14 protein-coding genes and 2 riboswitches are annotated in these 16,378 nt (G+C 73.3%); of the genes, 3 read left to right on the top strand and 11 right to left on the bottom strand.

Annotated features, from left to right (window positions below):
• Positions 1 to 118: 118 nt before the first annotated feature.
• Positions 119 to 236: riboswitch (cobalamin riboswitch) on the bottom strand.
• Positions 237 to 348: 112 nt separating this feature from the next.
• The 4 genes from OG989_RS21325 to OG989_RS21340 form a co-directional block, all read right to left on the bottom strand.
• Complete coding sequence (locus OG989_RS21325; protein ID WP_151455235.1) at positions 349 to 834, bottom strand: hypothetical protein; 486 nt, start codon at positions 832 to 834, stop codon at positions 349 to 351.
• 35 nt (positions 835 to 869) lie between these two features.
• On the bottom strand, positions 870 to 1,937 hold the full coding sequence (locus OG989_RS21330) for a prenyltransferase/squalene oxidase repeat-containing protein (RefSeq protein WP_327028195.1): 1,068 nt from the start codon (positions 1,935 to 1,937) through the stop codon (positions 870 to 872).
• A gap of 101 nt (positions 1,938 to 2,038) precedes the next feature.
• A riboswitch (cobalamin riboswitch) is annotated at positions 2,039 to 2,162 on the bottom strand.
• 83 nt (positions 2,163 to 2,245) lie between these two features.
• Positions 2,246 to 4,843, bottom strand: a complete 2,598-nt coding sequence (rph, locus tag OG989_RS21335) for a rifamycin-inactivating phosphotransferase (protein WP_327028196.1) — start codon at positions 4,841 to 4,843, stop codon at positions 2,246 to 2,248.
• Positions 4,844 to 5,056: 213 nt separating this feature from the next.
• Positions 5,057 to 5,770: a hypothetical protein gene (locus OG989_RS21340; RefSeq protein ID WP_327028197.1), complete on the bottom strand. Its 714-nt coding sequence runs from the start codon at positions 5,768 to 5,770 to the stop codon at positions 5,057 to 5,059.
• 196 nt (positions 5,771 to 5,966) lie between these two features.
• On the opposite strand from OG989_RS21340, the gene OG989_RS21345 reads away from it, so the two are divergent.
• Complete coding sequence (locus tag OG989_RS21345; protein ID WP_151455239.1) at positions 5,967 to 6,860, top strand: SGNH/GDSL hydrolase family protein; 894 nt, start codon at positions 5,967 to 5,969, stop codon at positions 6,858 to 6,860.
• A gap of 100 nt (positions 6,861 to 6,960) precedes the next feature.
• On the opposite strand, the gene OG989_RS21350 is transcribed toward OG989_RS21345, so the two are convergent.
• The 4 genes from OG989_RS21350 to OG989_RS21365 all read right to left on the bottom strand — a co-directional run bounded on the left by OG989_RS21350 (position 6,961) and on the right by OG989_RS21365 (position 11,165).
• Positions 6,961 to 7,239, bottom strand: a complete 279-nt coding sequence (locus OG989_RS21350; protein ID WP_327028198.1) for a hypothetical protein — start codon at positions 7,237 to 7,239, stop codon at positions 6,961 to 6,963.
• 72 nt (positions 7,240 to 7,311) lie between these two features.
• Positions 7,312 to 7,770 (bottom strand): hypothetical protein, encoded by a 459-nt coding sequence (locus OG989_RS21355; protein WP_327028199.1) that lies wholly within the window; start codon positions 7,768 to 7,770, stop codon positions 7,312 to 7,314.
• A gap of 3 nt (positions 7,771 to 7,773) precedes the next feature.
• Positions 7,774 to 10,209, bottom strand: coding sequence for a molybdopterin oxidoreductase family protein (locus OG989_RS21360; RefSeq protein ID WP_327028200.1), 2,436 nt, complete (start codon positions 10,207 to 10,209; stop codon positions 7,774 to 7,776).
• A gap of 242 nt (positions 10,210 to 10,451) precedes the next feature.
• Entirely contained in the window at positions 10,452 to 11,165 is a 714-nt protein-coding gene (locus OG989_RS21365) for an RICIN domain-containing protein (protein ID WP_327028201.1), read from the bottom strand.
• A 112-nt stretch (positions 11,166 to 11,277) separates the two neighbouring features.
• On the opposite strand from OG989_RS21365, the gene OG989_RS21370 reads away from it, so the two are divergent.
• Positions 11,278 to 11,712, top strand: a complete 435-nt coding sequence (locus OG989_RS21370) for a hypothetical protein (protein ID WP_327028202.1) — start codon at positions 11,278 to 11,280, stop codon at positions 11,710 to 11,712.
• 28 nt (positions 11,713 to 11,740) lie between these two features.
• On the opposite strand, the gene OG989_RS21375 is transcribed toward OG989_RS21370, so the two are convergent.
• Positions 11,741 to 12,532: a TioE family transcriptional regulator gene (locus OG989_RS21375; RefSeq protein WP_327028203.1), complete on the bottom strand. Its 792-nt coding sequence runs from the start codon at positions 12,530 to 12,532 to the stop codon at positions 11,741 to 11,743.
• A 58-nt stretch (positions 12,533 to 12,590) separates the two neighbouring features.
• On the opposite strand from OG989_RS21375, the gene OG989_RS21380 reads away from it, so the two are divergent.
• Positions 12,591 to 13,820 (top strand): erythromycin esterase family protein, encoded by a 1,230-nt coding sequence (locus OG989_RS21380; RefSeq protein WP_327028204.1) that lies wholly within the window; start codon positions 12,591 to 12,593, stop codon positions 13,818 to 13,820.
• A 60-nt stretch (positions 13,821 to 13,880) separates the two neighbouring features.
• Here OG989_RS21380 and OG989_RS21385 read toward each other — a convergent pair whose 3' ends face one another.
• Both OG989_RS21385 and OG989_RS21390 read right to left on the bottom strand, forming a co-directional pair.
• A complete protein-coding gene (locus tag OG989_RS21385) occupies positions 13,881 to 15,209 on the bottom strand; it encodes an extracellular catalytic domain type 1 short-chain-length polyhydroxyalkanoate depolymerase (protein WP_327028205.1) in 1,329 nt (442 codons plus the stop codon).
• A gap of 163 nt (positions 15,210 to 15,372) precedes the next feature.
• Positions 15,373 to 16,269: a bifunctional helix-turn-helix transcriptional regulator/GNAT family N-acetyltransferase gene (locus OG989_RS21390; RefSeq protein ID WP_327028206.1), complete on the bottom strand. Its 897-nt coding sequence runs from the start codon at positions 16,267 to 16,269 to the stop codon at positions 15,373 to 15,375.
• Positions 16,270 to 16,378 lie beyond the last annotated feature (109 nt).

Genomic DNA, 16,378 nt, shown 5'->3' on the forward strand with positions numbered 1-16,378 from the left:
GCGGTCGGTGGAAGCTCCGGAAAGCACCCGGGGACAGCGACACCCCGCTCGCGTGATGCGATGAGCGGGGTGGAACGGACCTCGGTGGCCCGGACTTCACCCTGTAAACCTCGACAGTGGAAGCCGCTCGTCCCGGGCGAGGCATTCCGGCTCGCGAGGCCCGGGGCCTCGCTCACGGTTGCGGGTCAGCGCCGGCTTCGAACCGGCTTCCCCCCACTCGGGACGTATGCAGTTGTGGACCGGCGTGCACCGGGTGCCGACACCGTACCGCCCGCACGTCGCGCGACGCCAGGGGAGGTGGCCGGCACCCGGTGCACCACTACGGTGACACCCCGTGTGCGGCCACGGTCAGGGCGCGGCGATGCTCGGCGGGGCGCCCGCGCCGAACGACCAGCCCTCGACGGTGCCCGGGGCCGGGTTGTAGCTGCTCGCGCCGGACGTGCTGTAGGACCAGGCGCCGCCGCTGGGGGCATGCCAGTACGACCAGTACGCCGTGGCGGGCGGGGTGTTGACGCACGGATCGGCTGCGGCGGTCGGCTTGCCGTTGATCCGGCAGACGAACGCCAGCCCCCAGCGCTGGGTGCCGGTCACCGTGAAGCCGGCACCCTGGAGGGCGGCCAGCCCGGAGGCCGGGTCGCCCGGAGCACAGGCGACCTGGACGCCACCGCCGAGCGCGGCGAAGTCGACCACGACGGTGACACCGGAGGTGCCGGTGCAGGCCGCGGCGTACCCGGCCCGGGGGGCGGGTTCGACGGCGGTGAGGGCGACGGCGGCGACGGCTGCTGCCAACAGGCCGGCGAGCCGGGTGCGGACGGTGGATCGGTGACGGAACACGGTTCCTCCTGGAATCGGTGGAGCGACGGGACGGGTCACGGGCAGGCGGGGACCGGTGCGCCCGGGGCGGCGCCGGCCGCGGACAGCCTGGCGTACCCGGTGCCGGTCAGGCCGAGGACAGCCTGGCCGGTGGCCCGGGCGGCGGTGCCGGGGTCGAAGGCGCCGCCGTCGAAGTCGACCGCGCCCCGGTCGGCCGGCGCCCCGGCGCAGCCGACCTGTAGTCCGGCGAGGAACACCCGCGCGCGGGCCCAGGCCAGCGGCCGGTTGCCGTCGCGCAGCGCCTGCGCGACGAGGCCGGTGCTGTTGGCGTTCGGGATGCCGGCGGCGTTGGCGAAACCGCCGTCGGCGCGCTGCACCGACAGCAGCCAGCGCAGCCCGGCGGCGGCGTCGGACGGGCGGCCGGTGGCCCGCAGCGCCTGCACCGCGAGTGCGGTGGCGTCCACGTCGGAGGCACAGACCGGTTGCGCGGGCAGCAGCGGGTAGCCGCCGTCCGGGCAGCGGGTGGCGGCCAGCCAGGCGGCGGCCGCCGGGGGCGTGCCCTGCGAGGTGCGGCCCAGGGCGAGTAGGGCGAAGGACTGGCTGAACGTGTTGCTGTAGTCCCCGTACGCCGACCGGTCGGTGAACCGGCCGGTGGGGGCCTGCAGCGAGCGCAGTCGGGCGACCAGGTCCACGCCGCCGACGTCGGTGGGGTCGCCGCCGCGTACCTGGACGGCGAGGGCGAGCTTGGCGGTCGCGCCCGCGTACGCCTCGGTCGCGCCGTCGCCGAGGTAGGCGTCGCGGATGTCCGGCCGGGTGACCCAGGCCAGCGCCCGGGCTCCCGGGTCGTCGGCGACGCCGGCGGCGGCGAAGGCGAACACCGCGTCGAGGGTGAGGCCCTGGTCGGGGTAGGTGACGCCGTCGAAGACGACCTCGAGGCGCTCGCCGTCGACGAGTTGGCGGGCCAGCCAGCCGGCCGCGGCCTCCGACCGGCCGACCGCGGCAGGCGAGGTGGGGGAGACGTGAGCGGATGCCGGCGCGGCGAGGGTGAGGGTGGTGAGGGTGAGGGCGGCGAGCACGCCGCGGAACAGGGTGAGCAGGCGGTGCCGGCTCAGGCGGACGACCATCGGAAGCGCCTTTCCGGCCCGGCGGTCGTCAGAAGCCCGGCCACCCGCCGCAGCGCGGGGGTCGACCGGGACTCCGACCCGTGGGCCACGACGGGTGGGGAGCGGATTCTGCGCGTACGTCGGGTATTCGGGCTCGCCGTCGGAGATGCATCTCGACGGCCTACCGTTGCGGGCCAGCGCCGGACTTCGACCGGACTTCCCCCGCACGCACGCGCGTTGGTTGAGTTGTGGCGCCAGTCTGGAGTGGAGGGACGCCCGATGTCAATGCGTGATCGGCGGCGCGCGTCCGGTCGCAGCCCCGTGGCCGGTCAGGACAGGATCTCGACGTACCCGTCGGTGGCGTGCACGCGGATCCGCTGTCCGTCCCGGATCAGCCGGGTCGCCTGCGCCACCCCGACGAGGGCGGGCAGGCCGTACTCCCTTGCGACCACCGCCCCGTGGGTCATGAGGCCGCCCACCTCCGTCACCAGTCCCGCGATCGCGACGAACAGGGGTGACCAGCTCGGGTCGGTGTAGGCGGTGACCAGGATGTCGCCCGGTTCGAGGTCGGCCTCGGCCAGGTCCAGGACGACGCGGGCCCGCCCCTCGACGGTCCCGCCGGAAACCGGGAGGCCGACCAGCGCGCCGGTCGGCACGTCCTCGCGCCGGTATGCGCCGGCGATGCCCTCGCCCTCCGACGTGAGCACCCGGGGCGGGGTGAGCGTCCGGTACGACCTGAACGCGTCCTTGCGCCGCTGGATGAGCTGGTCGTCCACCTCGTGCGTACGCACGACGTCGTGGAGCTCCTGGAACGTGAGGTAGAAGATGTCCTCCGGCTCCGGGAGCACGTGGGCCCGCACGAGGCGCCCGGCCTCTCTCAGCAGGGCCTGCTTGTAGCTGAGGTAGCGGCTGACGATGACGTACTTCGGATACTCGCGGTACCCGATGAAGGTCCGGACCCGGTCGATCATCCGCTTCGTCTCTTCCGCCTTGCGCTCCCCGTCCGGCAGGGCCCGCAGGCGCTCCAGGACCTCCCGTTCCTTCCGCGCCGCCTGCTGGCGCCCCTGCGCGAAGCGCCGCTCGCGGGCGCCCGGCTCGAGGTTCCTGACGTTGTCGAGGATGAGGGGCACGAGCGTGCTGGGGCGCTCGCTCCAGCGCGGCCTCGTGATGTCGATCTCGCCGGCGCAGCGCATGCCGTACCTGTCGAGGTAGGCCCGGATGGCGTCGCGCGCTTCCCGGCCGCCCGGGAGCCGTGGCAGCTCGTCCACGAAGCCCTCGTCCTCGACCTCCCGCAGGAAGGCCACCACCTCCGGGTGCGGGCGGATGACGTCGGCGACGTCCAGCAGCGCCAGTCCCATCTCCGACGTGACGTTGTCGGGCGCGGAGAGCGTGAGCGTGTCGGCCGCGTTCTTCTCACCCAGCCACTCGTACAGCCTGTCGTTGAGCCACCACGTGGCCTCCATCCCCGCCATGATCGCCTGCATGCTCAGCGGATCGCCGAGGCCCCGCTTGTGCTCCTGGAAGGCCTTCAGCAGGAAGTCGAACAGCGCCGGCCCGGACTTCGTCCGGATGTCGCGCCGCAGGGTGGCGAGGGCCGCCTGGCTGCGTTCGACCAGCTCGGCGACGATGGCCGGATCGGTCTCGATCGGGGCGGGCGCGCCGCCGGCGGGCGGCCCTGCCGGCCCTTGGTCGGGGAGCGACGGGACGAAGTCGCCGCGACCGAGGACGGTCTCCAGCGCGTCCCTGATCAACGGATCGGACCGCCCTACCATCTCCAGAAGGCCGGCGCGGCTCGCGGGCGCGGCCAAGCGCCCGGTCACGTCGACGAACAGCCTCCCGCCGGCCTCGTGCATCGGCGCCATGGCCGTCAGCTGCCACATGGAGATCCCCAGGGGCTTCATGGGGTCCGTCATCATCTGCTGGTGACCGACGGAGACGTAGACGTGGTTCGCGCCGTCGCCGGTTTCGGGGATGGGGAACAGCGTGGTGATCGGCCGGCTCTGGACGATCTGGAAGTCGTCGTCGACCAGGCACCACTCGATGTCCTGGGGGTGGCCGAAGTGGGCTTCGATCCGCCGGCCCAGCCGCACCAGCCGTACGACCTGCGCATCCGTCAGGGCCGGCTGCTCCTGCCGCTCCGAGTCGATCGCCTGTTGCCTCGTCCCGCCGGCCGGCAGGGCGTGGATGGCCAGTCGCTTGGCGGCGATCGCCTTTTCGACGATCTGACCGTCCCGCACCCGGTAGGCGTCGGCGTTCACCAACCCCGAGACGAGGGCCTCGCCGAGGCCGAAGCTCGCCTCCACGACAGCGACCTTCCGGTGGTGCGTGACGGGGTCGGCCGTGAACAGGACGCCGGCCGCCTGCGGGAAGACCATCTTCTGCACGACCACGGCCATGTGGACCGTGCGGTGGTCGATGCCGTTGCGTCGACGGTAGGTCACGGCCCGCTCGGTGAAGAGCGAGGCCCAGCACCGGCTGACGTGCTGGAGGACCGCTTCCTGCCCCACCACGTTCAGGTACGTGTCCTGCTGGCCCGCGAAGGAGGCCGTCGGCAGGTCCTCCGCCGTCGCGCTGGACCGGACGGCACAGGCAGCCCCCTCGCCGAGCCGGGCGAGGGCCCGGACGATCGCCGCCGCCACGTCGTCCGGGAGGACGACCGCTTCGATGGCCCGTCGGATCTCCGCACCGAGCGCGCGGATCGTCTCCCGGTCGTCCGGGTCCAGGCGCGACAGCCGGTCGAGCCGATCGTCGATCGACGGCGCTTCGGCCATGATCCGCCGGAAGGCGTCCGTCGTCACGCAGAAGCCAGCCGGCACGCGGATGCCGTCGACCCGCGACAGAGCCGCCAGGTGCGCGCCCTTGCCGCCGACGGAAGCGACCTGCGCGTCGTCGACCTCGTGGAGGTCGCACACGTACTGCTCGATCATCGCGACCCCTCCGAGGCAGCCGGCATCCGTCGCGACAACGACACTCGCACGTCGTGCCCCGCTTCTTCGCCGGTTTCCGGTTCAGCGGACGATTCTGCGGCAGGACACGGGTCTTGCGGCAAGCCCTCCAGCCCGATATACGTTGAAGCGGGACAGTTCTCTTCGCGGTTGTCCGCTGCGACCGAAGTGGCGCGATCACCCGCCGCGATGTCCTCAGGCCAGCAGTTGCTCGCGCATCCTGGCGCCCGGGTTGAACCCACCCACCACCCGAGGGCTGGCCGGATCGTGCACGTCGAGGGTGTTGTTGCGGCGCATGAGCTCACGGACCGGAGGTGGCAGCCGGGGCGGGTCGTCCATGGCTGCGAGGATCTGTCCGGCGCTCGTGATCAGCCTGTCGGCGAGGGCGGCGGCGTCGGTGTCCACCCGCACCCGGCCGTACTCCCAGCCGGCGGTCGTGAGGTCGAGCACCTCGAACACGCGGGTAACGAGAGGATTCGGGTCGGTCACCCGGTCGAGCCGGGCCGCCTGGCCGCCGAGCACCGCGACGGCGGCGGCCACCTGCGCGTACGGGTGCAAACCGCTCGGCAACGCGAACAGCGGCCAGCGCAGGGCCCGGCCGGCCTCCATCCACAGCGGCCGATAGTTGCGGCGGTGCACCAGGAGCCGCCGGCCCGTTCGTCGGTGGACGTCCTGGGCCTGGGCCTGTAGGTCCACGTAGGCCTCGTCGGCGACCTGGCTCACGATCCGGGCCGCCACCACCACGCCGTCGTCGTCGTTCAGCATGCCGGCGACGGCCTCGACCTGCTCGGGAAACCGGAGCTGCGCGTGGGCGCCGTACCGGTGCTGGACGTCGCGTAGCAGAGCCTGCTGCCGTTCCGGATCGAGCTGGACCCGCCCGCCGCCCAGCAGTCGCTGGAGCCAACGCATTTCGCCTCGTTTCAGCAGAGCCGTCCCGGACTGCGGCAATGCTAGTGCGTCGGACCTTCCCGCGCGCGGAAGGGGTGGCCGAGCCGCCGTCGCGTTCCGCCCGACGGCCCGTGGCAACAATGGCCGTCGATATTGACGTGCGACGACGGCGCGGACAGAATCACGGCACCCACCATGATCCCCGCTGGGAGATGCCATGACCCGTCCCCGCCTGCCGTTCCTCCGGGCCGCCAGCCGGCTGGCCGCGTTCGCCGCGGCCACCGCCGGTGTGCTGCTCACCCTCGCCGCACCGGCCAACGCCGCCGCGCCCACCGGGCGCTACGTCGCCTTGGGTGACTCGTACACCTCCGGCCCGCTGATCCCCACCCAGGTCGACCTGAACTGCCTGCGCTCCAACCGCAACTACCCGTCGCTGGTCGCCGCCTCCGTCGGCTCGTCGGCGCTCGCCGACGTGAGCTGCTCCGGCGCCACCACCGAGGACATCCTCGTCGGCGGCAGCGGCGCACTGGGCATCTCGTTGCCGCCGCAGCTCAGCGCGGTCACCCCGGACACGACACTGGTCACCGTGCAGATCGGCGGCAACGACATCGGCTTCTCCGGCATCATCACCGACTGCGCCGAGGCGAGCCTGAGCAGCCCCCTCGGGTCTCCGTGCAAGAACCGGTACACCGCCGGTGGCGTCGACCAGTTGCAGGCCAGGATCGCCGCCACGGCGCCGAAGGTGACCGCCGTGCTGCAGGCCGTCCACCGTGCCGCGCCGGGCGCCCGGGTCGTGGTGCTCGGCTACCCGGCGATCGTGCCGGACAGCGGCTACGGCTGCTGGCCGGTGGTCCCGATCGCCTACCAGGACGTGCCGTACCTGCGCGGCGTCCAGAAGTCCCTGAACGGGATGCTCGCCAGCACCGCCGCCGCGAACAACGCCACCTACGCCGACGTCTACGCCCCGTCGGTCGGCCGCGACACGTGCAAGAGCAGCGGCACCCGCTGGGTCGAGGGGCTGGTCCCGCAGAACGCCGCCGCCCCCTTCCACCCCAACGCCAGGGGCGAGCAGGGCATGGCCAACGCGCTGCTGGCCAGGCTGAACAGCTGACCGACGATTCCCATCGCCGGCGCGACCTGACCCGACGAGACACCGGCCACCCGCCCCACCGCCCATCCGGCGGCGGGACGGGTGGCCGGTGCCGGGCGAATCAGCCGACGGCAGGGCCCCCGGCTTCCGCCGTCGGCACCACCAGGTCGGGCAGGTCGCCCAGGGCCCGGACCGCGGTGACGGCGGCGTACCCGTCGGCGAGCCAGGCCAGGTCGGTGCCGGGAACGCGGCGGGCGCCGTTCTCCTCGAAGGCCGTACGGACGTAGCCGTGACCCCTCTCGGCGACAGCCACCTGCACCTGACCGAACGGGGCGAGGGCAGTCCGGCGACCCGGTCGGCCGGCCGGTGCCGGGGCGAACAGCATCACCTGTTCATCCATCGCCACCTACTGCCCCGCGACGGCCCCGCCAATCGGGCGCATGGCCGCGATCTGGGGGCGGGTCGGCGGCGGTCAGTCGGCGACGACGAGCGCCTGGGGTGCGGCGGCCTTCATCCGGGTGCGCAGCCACTTGAGCTGGATCGCGGTCTCTCCCTCGCAGCGCTTCACGAGCGCGATCAGGTCCTCGTCGCGCGCGCCGTAGGCGGCCTGGCCGACGACGGTCCAGGCGATGTCGCACTCAGCGGCCATCAGGTAGAGGTCCTGCAGGTCACGCAGCAGGCCGATGCCGCCGGTGCGGGTGCCGGTGAACAGCTGCGAGTGCAGCCGGTCGGGTTCGGTCGGGGCGTCCTCGGCGTAGCGGTCGGCGAACGGGCGCAGGCCTTCGGCGTGCGCGTCGCAGCGTTTCGCCTGTCGCTCACACAGGTGGCGGATGTCGGGTTCCTCGGCGTGCGCGTCGGCGACCTGCCGGAACGCGTCGGCGAGGTTGACCTGGGCGCGGTGCAGCAGGCCGAGGTAGTGAGCGAGGTGCACGGTTCACTCCTTCCCGCTGGTGGCCTGCGCCGCCGGTCCACCGACGGTCGGGGGGATGCCGGCGTCCGGGGGCGGCGCGCTGCCGCCGACCGTCGGCGCCGGTGCGGGTACGCCGCGGCCGTCGGCGAGCTTCTCGACCGCGACGGCGGCGACCTTGAAGAGGGGCTGCTTGGAGACCGGGTCCCAGGCGGTGACGGTCAGCTCGTTGGCGGCGCGGGGTGTGCGCTCGTGCGGGTCCTGGTCGAAGTAGCCGTAGTGGAACGGCAGGAACACCACGCCGGGGCGGATGCCGCAGAGGCGGGCGCGGGCCTGGATGCCGCCGCGCGCCGAGGCGACGCCGACCAGGTCGCCCTCGGCGATACCGAGCCGGGCCGCGTCGGCCGGGTTGAGCTCCACCCACACGTCCGGCGCGGCCCGGTCGAGTTGTGGGGCCCGGCCGGTCTTGGTGCGGGTGTGGAACTGGTAGACGGTGCGGCCGGTGGTCAGCAGCATGGGGTGTTCGTCGTCGGGCACCTCGGGGGAGGGCTGGTAGTCGACGGTGTGCAGGAACGCCCGCCCGTCCGGCTCCTTGGCGCGGTACTCCGGCTCGGTGAACTCGGCGCCGGTGGCGAGGTCGTGGCCGTACGTCTCGCAGTAGTCGGGGTCGGTGGGGAAGCGCCCGTCGGTGTAGAGGCGCTCGGTGCCGTCGGGGTGCTCGTCGGTGCAGGGCCACTGGACGCCGGAGCCGCCGCGCAGCTTGGCGTAGGTGATGCCGGTGTAGTCGCACGGGCGCCCCCGCGAGCACTCCTTCCACGCCTCGAACACCTCCTCCGGTCCGGTCCACCGGATCAGCGGTTGCCCGTCGCGGTCCCGGAAGTCCATCCGCCGGGCGTAGTCGAGGAAGATGTCCAGATCCGGCTTCGCCTCGCCCGGTGGGTCGACGGCCTTGTCGGAGATGTGCACGGTGCGGTCGACGCTGGTGAACGTGCCGGTCTTCTCGCCCCAGGTGGCACCGGGCAGCACCACGTCGGCCAGCTCGGCGGTCTCGGTCAGGAACAGGTCCTGCACCACCACGAACAGTTCCGGCTTCGCCAGGACGCGCCGGATGCGCGACAGGTCGGGCAGGGACACCGCCGGGTTGGTGGCGCTGATCCACAGGAGCTTGATCGAGCCCTGCTCGGCGTACCGGAAGATCTGCATGGCGTGCGTCGGGGGCGCCCAGTGCGGGATGACGTCGACGTCGACGTTCCAGAGCCGGGCCAGTTCCTCGATGTGCGCGGTGTTCTCCCAGTTGCGCAGGCCCGGCAGGTCACCGTCGGCGCCGGTCTCCCGGGTGTTCTGCGCGGTGGGCTGGCCGTTCATCTGGTAGATCCCGGCGCCGGGGCGGCCGATCATGCCCCGGATCAGGTGCAGGTTGTTGACGCCGCAGGCGGCAGCGGTGGCCTGGTTTGACTGGTAGAAGCCCTGTAGCACCGTCGACAGCAGCCGCTGCGAGGTGCCGAGCAGCTCGGCGGCGCGTTCCACGTCGGCGGCCGGCACGTCGCAGATGTCGGCTACCCGCCGGGGCGGGTAGCCGTCGACGATGCGGCGTAGCTCCTCGAAGCCGAGGGTGTGCGCGTCGACGTAGTCGCGGTCGTACCAGCCGCGCCGGATGATCTCCCGGAGCAGGCCGTTCATCAGGGCCATGTTCGTGCCGCTGCGCACGGCGAGGTGCAGGTCGGCCTCCCGCGCCACCGGGGTGGCGCGCGGGTCGACCGCCAGCATCGCCGGCGGGTTGGGGCCGCGCCGCCGGTCCAGCATCCGCATCCAGAGCACCGTCTGGGTCTCGGCGACGTTGTGGCCCCACAGGGCGATCGCGTCGCAGTGATCCACGTCGGTGTACGAGCCGGGTTGCCCGTCGGTGCCGAAGCTCGCCTTCAGGGCGGCGGCGGCGGTGGCGGTGCAGAGCCGGGTGTTGCCGTCCATGTGCGGCGTGCCCAGCCCGGCCTTGCCGATCACACCCAGCGCGTAGTACTCCTCCAGGAACAACTGGCCGGTGGTGTAGAAGCCGAAGTGTCCCCACCCGCCCGGACCGTCGAGGAGTTCCTTCGAGCGGGCCACGATCCGGCCCATCGCGGTGTCCCAGTCCGTCTCGACCAGCCGGCCGCCCTCGCGCACCAGTGGCCGGGTCAGCCGGTCGGGGCTGTGGTTGGCCTGCCAGCCGTACAGGTCCTTGGGGTCGAGCCGGCCCCGGTTGATCCGGTCCACCGCCCGGCCCCGCACCCCGACGATCCGGCCGTCGGCGACCGCGATGTCCAGCGCGTCACCGTTGGAGTGCAGCACCGACGCCGACTGCACCCACCGGTCCACGTCCGCATCGGTACGCCCGTCGGCCAGATAGCGGTCCACCCGCACCGGCCACTCCTGCCCCGGCCCGTACGGGGTCCGTTCACCCCACGGGTCGGCGATCCGGTCCACCATGACGCGCTCCCTTCTCCCGGGCCTCGGTCGTCACATCCGTCCCGCCGTCAGCAGGCGCACCGCATCCGGCCCACGTCCCGGGCCGCCGACCGGCCACCACCGGATCCGGCACCGTCGCGCCCGCCTCCTCGCCTCGCCCCTATGAGCATGTGGCGATACCCCGGACCAGCACGCCGAACCGGACCGAGAGCACCGGTTCGGGTGTCCGTGCCGGCCGGAGGCCGTGACGGGGGCGCCGGCGCTCAGTCGCCCGGGCCCGCGGGCGCGGCGCCGTTGTCGACGAAGTCGAAGCTCAGGCCCTCGCCGGCGGCCCCCTCGCCCACCCGTTGAGCCACCAGGCCCTGCCTGTCGGTCGCGCGGAGGCGGACCTCGCCCTCGCCGCTGATGGTGTAGGTCGGGCGGCCCTGGCTCTTCTCCCGCGTCTTCTCGATGGTGAACAGCTGGCCGGCCCGGCCGGCGTCGCAGGCGGCGGCCACGACCGTCGCCGGGGCGCTGCCGTTGTCGCGCAGACCCATGCAGTCGGGCTCGCCGCCGCTGTGTGCCTTCGCGGTCCGGATCTGGTAGCGGTTGTCGCCGGCGGGAAGCAGCACGAACAGGCTCTTGTCCGTGTCACCGTCGGTCAGGTTCAGCCGGCCCTTGGCGTCGACCGCCAGGATCGACTCGAACGACCCGACCGGCCGCAGGACGATCTGCCGCTCACCCCGCATGATCGGGTCCGCGTCGTCGGGCGCCCCGGGGCCGGTCGTCTGCGCGCCGCCCGCAGGGCCGGAGCCGGTGGGCGAGGGCGTGCCCGCGGTCCCGCCGTCGGGTGCGGGGGTCACCGGCGAGGCGGTGGGCTCCCCGGTCGTGGGAGCCGTCGAGGCGCAGGCAGGCATGGACGCGGCGACACCGACGGCAAGGGTGGCCGCGACGGCGGCCCGACGGACGACCGTGGCAGGGGACGACAGGTTCGGCATGGCCAACTCCTCAAGTCGATCTTCACGAGCCTAATCCGCCACCGACCGCCGCGCAGAAGTCGTGCTGCCGCAGGGGTCTGGGCAGGGCCACGAAGGTGGCTAGCATCTGCGCATGACGTTCTGGGTGCACTACGTGGTCCCACCCGGGGTGGCCGCCGGGGGCATGCTCGTGCCCCCGGGCGACGACGTCCTCGTCTTCGCCCAAACGGTCGAGGTGGGCGGGCGGGACCGGACCGTCGAGTTCTCCGTCCTCGCCGCCGGCGACGGGATCCAGGTCGCCACGGACATCGACTGCACCGCGTTGCTGCGGGGACGGGCCGAGGAGGTGGCCGTCGTCCGCGCCGTGGACGGCCTGGTGCTCGAACACGCCGCACAGGCTGTCCGGATCCACGAGCTGCTGCTGCACAGGTGGTACGAGGTCAGTTCGGCGTCCCACCGGGCGTCGCTGGAAGCGCTCCGGCGATGGCTCACGGCTCACGACCGAGCGGGCGACTACTGGCAACTGCTCGTACGGCCAGGTGACCGGGCAGCGGGTGACCCCGTCTGAGTGGCGGCGACGCCCGCTCGGGTGACGATCAGCGGGAGCCACCCGGTGGCTGGATCGGATCCGTGGCCGGTGAGGCGGTGCCGGGGGCGCTCGGCCTGTCGCCGGGCGGGACCGGTCGGCAGTTGAGGTAGGCGTCCAGGGCGGCGGCGCCGGTCAGCATGGCACGGCTGCGGGCAGCGAGGCGGGCGCGCCAGTCGCGCAGCATCGACCCGAGCGGCGCGACGCCTCCGGCGGAGCGGACCTGGGCGATCAGCGGGGCGATCTGCGCCAGCAGGTAGCCACCCCGCCTGAGCTGGTGGGCCAGCCGGGCGTCGCGCACGTCGGCGGCGCTGTAGACCCGGTAGCCCGTCTGCGGGTCGCGGCGCGGCTGGAGCACGCCCGCGCGTTCCCACTTCCGCAGGGTGGCCGGGCGGATGCCGAGCCTTCTCGACAGGGGACCGACGAACGTGTTGCTCCGTCCCTGCGGCACCGGATCGAGGTCACCGACAGCGGCTTCGGCGGCCTGAAGGGTGCGGCGGTCGTCGAGCAGCTGCGCGTGACTCTCGTCGACGAGCCGGAGGGCGTCCTCGGTCGCGCCCCGGTTGACCGCCTGCATGATCGATGTGGCGGTCGCATGCCCGTGTCCGGGCACGAGGGCGAGGAACGCGCGCAGTGCCTGCGCGTGCAGCGCCGTGTAGGTGCGGTAGCCGTGCGGGGTGCGGTCCGCGGCCGGAAGGATGCCGGCCGCCTCGTAGTTCCTGACCGCCTGCGTCGACAGGCCGTGCGCGCGCGCCAGATCGACCGGCCTGAGCCTGCCACTGCTTTGAGGGTTTGGCGTCATCACTCTGCTGGCATCGAGGAGAAGTTTGCACCGACGGTTCAACGATACCGTTGAGGGCATGACTGCTGGTATCGCAGACGCCGCCCAAGCCGTCGACCCCGCTGCCGTCATGGGGTTGCTCCCGGGCAGGCCGCGGCTGCTCGCCCTGGGCGAGCCCACCCACGGCGAGGACGCCCTGCTCGACCTGCGCAACGAGCTCTTCCGTCAACTCGTCGAGCAGGAGCACTACCGGACGATCGCGATCGAGAGCGACTGCATGATGGGGCTGGTCGTGGACGACCACGTCACCTCGGGCACCGGCGTCCTCGACGACGTCATGGAGCGCGGGTTCAGCCACGGGTGGGGCGCCTTCGCCGCCAACCGCGAGCTGGTGCGCTGGATGCGCGCGTACAACGACGGGCGGCCCCCGGCGGAGCAGGTGCGGTTCGCCGGGTTCGACGGCCCGCTGGAGATCACCGGCGCCGCGAGCCCCCGGCAGGCCCTCACCGCGCTCCACGCCTACCTCGCCGCCCGGGTCGACGCCGACCTGCTTCCCTGCGCGGCGGAGACGCTCGACCACCTGCTCGGCGCCGACGGGCGGTGGACCGATCCCGCCGCGATGATGGACCCGTCCCGGTCCGTGGGGCGGACGCCCGACGCCGGCCGGCTGCGGCTGCTCGCCGACGACCTGGTGGCCCTGCTCGACGCGCAGACGCCACACCTGATCGGGGCGTCCACACCGGAGGACTGGCACCGGGCACGCCTGTACGGGCGTACGGCCGTCGGCCTGCTGCGCTACCACCACGCGATGGCCGACCCGTCGCCGAGCCGCATGGCGCGGTTGCTCGCCGTGCGGGATTCGATGATGGCCGCCAACCTGCTCGCCATCGCCGGACGAGGGCCGGCACTGGTGAACGCCCACAACGGCCACCTCCAGCGGCACAAGAGCAGCATGCGGATGGGCGGACTGCCGGTGCAGTGGTGGAGCGCCGGCGCGATCGTCGGCGCCCACCTGGGCGAGGAGTACGCCTTCCTCGCCACGGCCGTCGGCACGATCCGCCACCAGGGAGTCGACGCCCCGCCGCCGGACACTGTCGAAGGGCTGCTGTACGCGCTGCCGGCGGAGCGTCACCTCGTCGACGCCCGCCGACTGGCCGCCGCCCTCGCCGGCATGACGCCCGCCGCCCGGGTGTCGCCCTGGTTCGGATACGCCCCGCTCGACCCGGCCCACGTGGCCGGCACCGACGGGATCCTGTTCGTCAGGGACGCCGGGCGGGGTCAGGCCCCGTCAGCGTCCGGCAACGACTGACGGCACTGGTCCGCGCCTGCCGCCGGGGCGGCGCCGGGGGACGGCGCCGCCTCGGCCGGTTCAGGCGATCGCGCAGGTGGCGCCGTTGAGGGTGAACGAGGCGGGCCGTCCCGTGTCACCGGTGTGGGTGGCCTGGAAGCCGACGCTGACCGACGTGCCGGGCGCGATGGTGGCGTTGTAGGAGACGTTGCGGGCGGTGACCGCGCCGCTGGTCGGGGCGTACGTCGCGTTCCAGCCGTTGGTGATGCTCTGGCCGGCGGGCAGCGTGAAGGCCAGCGACCAGCCGTCCACCGTCGTGGTGCCGGTGTTGGTGACGGTGACCGAGGCGGTCAGGCCGGCGTTCCAGGCGTTGACGGTGTAGCCCACCCGGCAGGCGCCCGGCGAGGGCGGGGGAGTGCTGGGCGGCGGAGTGCTGGGCGGCGGGCTCGTCGGCGGCGGCGTGGTCGGCGGCGGCGTGGTGGGGGGCGCGGCGGTGTCGAGCCCGAAGAAGCGGATCGCCTGCGCGGCGTCGACCGGCAGGTTGTGCGACACCCCCTGCATGCTGATCGCCTCGACCGGCGCCCGGTCGCCGCTGCCGCCGTAGCGGGTGCGGGTGTAGCCGGCCTGCGGGCTGTCGGTGTACGTCGGCGTCTGGCTCAGCCCGTGCACGTCGGTCCACTGCTTGACCTGCTCGCCGAAGTTCGGGTAGCGCAGCACCTCGTCGTTAGTCCCGTGCCACGTCTGCATCCGGGGCCGGCGTCCGGTGTAGCCCGGATAGGCGTTGCGGACCAGGTTCCCCCACTCCCGCGCGGTCCTGGTGACCTGGCCGTTGGCGCACTCGCTGTTCCACTCGGAGCCGTTGGTGGTGGCGAAGCAGCCGAAGGGGACCCCGGAGAACGCCGCCCCGGCGCTGAACACGTCGGGGTAGAGCCCGAGCAGGACGTTGGTCATCATCGCGCCCGACGAGATGCCGGTGGCGAAGATCCGGTCGGGGTCGACGGCGTAGCGCTGCCGAACATGGTCGACCATCGACTTGATGCCCACCGGGTCGCTGCCGCCGTCGCGGCGCAGCGCCTGCGGGGAGGAGACGTCGAAGCACTGGCTGCTGCGGGTCACCGACGGGTAGACGACGATGTAGCCGTACCGGTCGGCGAGCGCCGCGTACTGGGTGTTGGCGTACATGGCAGGGCCGGTGCCGGTGCAGTAGTGCACCGCGACCAGCAGCCCCGGCCGGGGCGCGACGGAGTCCGGCACGTACAGGTACATGCGCAGGTTGCTCGGGTTGGGGCCGAAGCTCGTCACCTCGGTCAGGGTCGCGGCGGACGCCGGCGGGGCGACCGCCACCGCCGCCAGGGCGGTCAGCGCGGCGGCGGCCAGGGCGGCGCCCAGCACTCGGAGTCTGGTCCTCATGGATGGTTCCTCTTCCGCAGACGGTGGACAGGGCGGGGTTCCGATCGAGGGCTGCCCGGCTGCCCGATCACGTCCGGCTCAGGAACATCGACAAGTATCTATTAATATGGAGGGTCCGGCAAGTGCCGGCCGGGCGCGATCCGCCGTGCTGTCCCTCGCGCCGTCACCGTGCCAGGCGCTTCTCGAACCAGTGGTGGGCGTACGGCTCGGCGTTGTACGCCTCGACCTCGCGGTAACCGGCCGCCCGGTACATCGCGATCGCCTCGGTGAGGTTGCGGTTCGTGTCCAGCCGGACGGCGCTCCAGCCCCGCTCGGCGGCGTGGCGTTCCAGCTCGCTCAGCATCCGCCGCCCGAGCCCGAGCCCGCGTACGGCTTCCGCCACCCAGACCCGCTTGATCTCGGCGGGCGCGTCCCGGTGGAGCCTCACCGCGCCGCAGCCGACCGGCTCGGCGTTGAGGGTGGCGAGCAGGAACACTCCGGCCGGGGGGACGAGTTCCTCGTCGTGGACCGGGTTGCTCCGGGCCGGGTCGAACCCGCCGTCGAAGCGCCGCGCCACCTCCCGGGCGTAGGCCCGTACGCAGGCGCGGGCCCGCGGGTCGCCGGGCGGGCAGGGCGCGATCAGCACCATCGACGCGACGAGCAGCCGTTCCACCTCGGCCATCGCCGCGACGAGCCGCTCGCGGCGTCGCCCGGTCAGCGGGGCGAGGATCGACCGGGCGAAGTCGTCGGAGCGCTCGTCGAGCTCGGTCCACTCGGCACGGCCGGCGGCGGTGAGCGTGGCGACCCGGACCCGTCTGTCCCCGCCCACCTGGTCGGACGGCCCGACGGTGACGAGCCCGTCGCCCTCCAGGGCGCGCAGGAGGCGACTGAGGTGCCCCGAGTCCAGCCCGAGCCGGGACCGCAGCGCCGCGACCTCGGCGCCACCGGGGCCGATCTCCCACAGCAGGCGGGCCTGGGCGAGGGGGCGGGCGCGCGCCATGTACTCGTCGTCGAGCGCCCCCACCCGCTGGGTCACCGTCCGGTTGAACCGCCGCACGGCGGCGATCGACTCCGCTTCCATGAAACCTGACCTTAGTCAGCGATGTCCAGTCCGCGCCAGCACCGCCCCGGCGGCGCGTGCGGTCGCGTCCCGCGTACCGCCGGCGACCCGGCCAGGGCCGCCACCCGGC

The organism is Micromonospora sp. NBC_01740, assembly GCF_035920365.1.
GTDB classification, from domain to species: Bacteria; Actinomycetota; Actinomycetes; order Mycobacteriales; family Micromonosporaceae; genus Micromonospora; species Micromonospora reichwaldensis.

Excerpts from the sequence above, each read along its gene's own strand:
- OG989_RS21330 (WP_327028195.1), bottom strand. The coding sequence starts at position 1,937 with ATGGTCGTCCGCCTGAGCCGGCACCGCCTGCTCACCCTGTTCCGCGGC.
- rph (WP_327028196.1), bottom strand. The coding sequence starts at position 4,843 with ATGATCGAGCAGTACGTGTGCGACCTCCACGAGGTCGACGACGCGCAG.
- OG989_RS21340 (WP_327028197.1), bottom strand. The coding sequence starts at position 5,770 with ATGCGTTGGCTCCAGCGACTGCTGGGCGGCGGGCGGGTCCAGCTCGAT.
- OG989_RS21345 (WP_151455239.1), top strand. The coding sequence starts at position 5,967 with ATGACCCGTCCCCGCCTGCCGTTCCTCCGGGCCGCCAGCCGGCTGGCC.
- OG989_RS21350 (WP_327028198.1), bottom strand. The coding sequence starts at position 7,239 with ATGGATGAACAGGTGATGCTGTTCGCCCCGGCACCGGCCGGCCGACCG.
- OG989_RS21360 (WP_327028200.1), bottom strand. The coding sequence starts at position 10,209 with ATGGTGGACCGGATCGCCGACCCGTGGGGTGAACGGACCCCGTACGGG.
- OG989_RS21365 (WP_327028201.1), bottom strand. The coding sequence starts at position 11,165 with ATGCCGAACCTGTCGTCCCCTGCCACGGTCGTCCGTCGGGCCGCCGTC.
- OG989_RS21370 (WP_327028202.1), top strand. The coding sequence starts at position 11,278 with ATGACGTTCTGGGTGCACTACGTGGTCCCACCCGGGGTGGCCGCCGGG.
- OG989_RS21375 (WP_327028203.1), bottom strand. The coding sequence starts at position 12,532 with ATGACGCCAAACCCTCAAAGCAGTGGCAGGCTCAGGCCGGTCGATCTG.
- OG989_RS21380 (WP_327028204.1), top strand. The coding sequence starts at position 12,591 with ATGACTGCTGGTATCGCAGACGCCGCCCAAGCCGTCGACCCCGCTGCC.
- OG989_RS21385 (WP_327028205.1), bottom strand. The coding sequence starts at position 15,209 with ATGAGGACCAGACTCCGAGTGCTGGGCGCCGCCCTGGCCGCCGCCGCG.
- OG989_RS21390 (WP_327028206.1), bottom strand. The coding sequence starts at position 16,269 with ATGGAAGCGGAGTCGATCGCCGCCGTGCGGCGGTTCAACCGGACGGTG.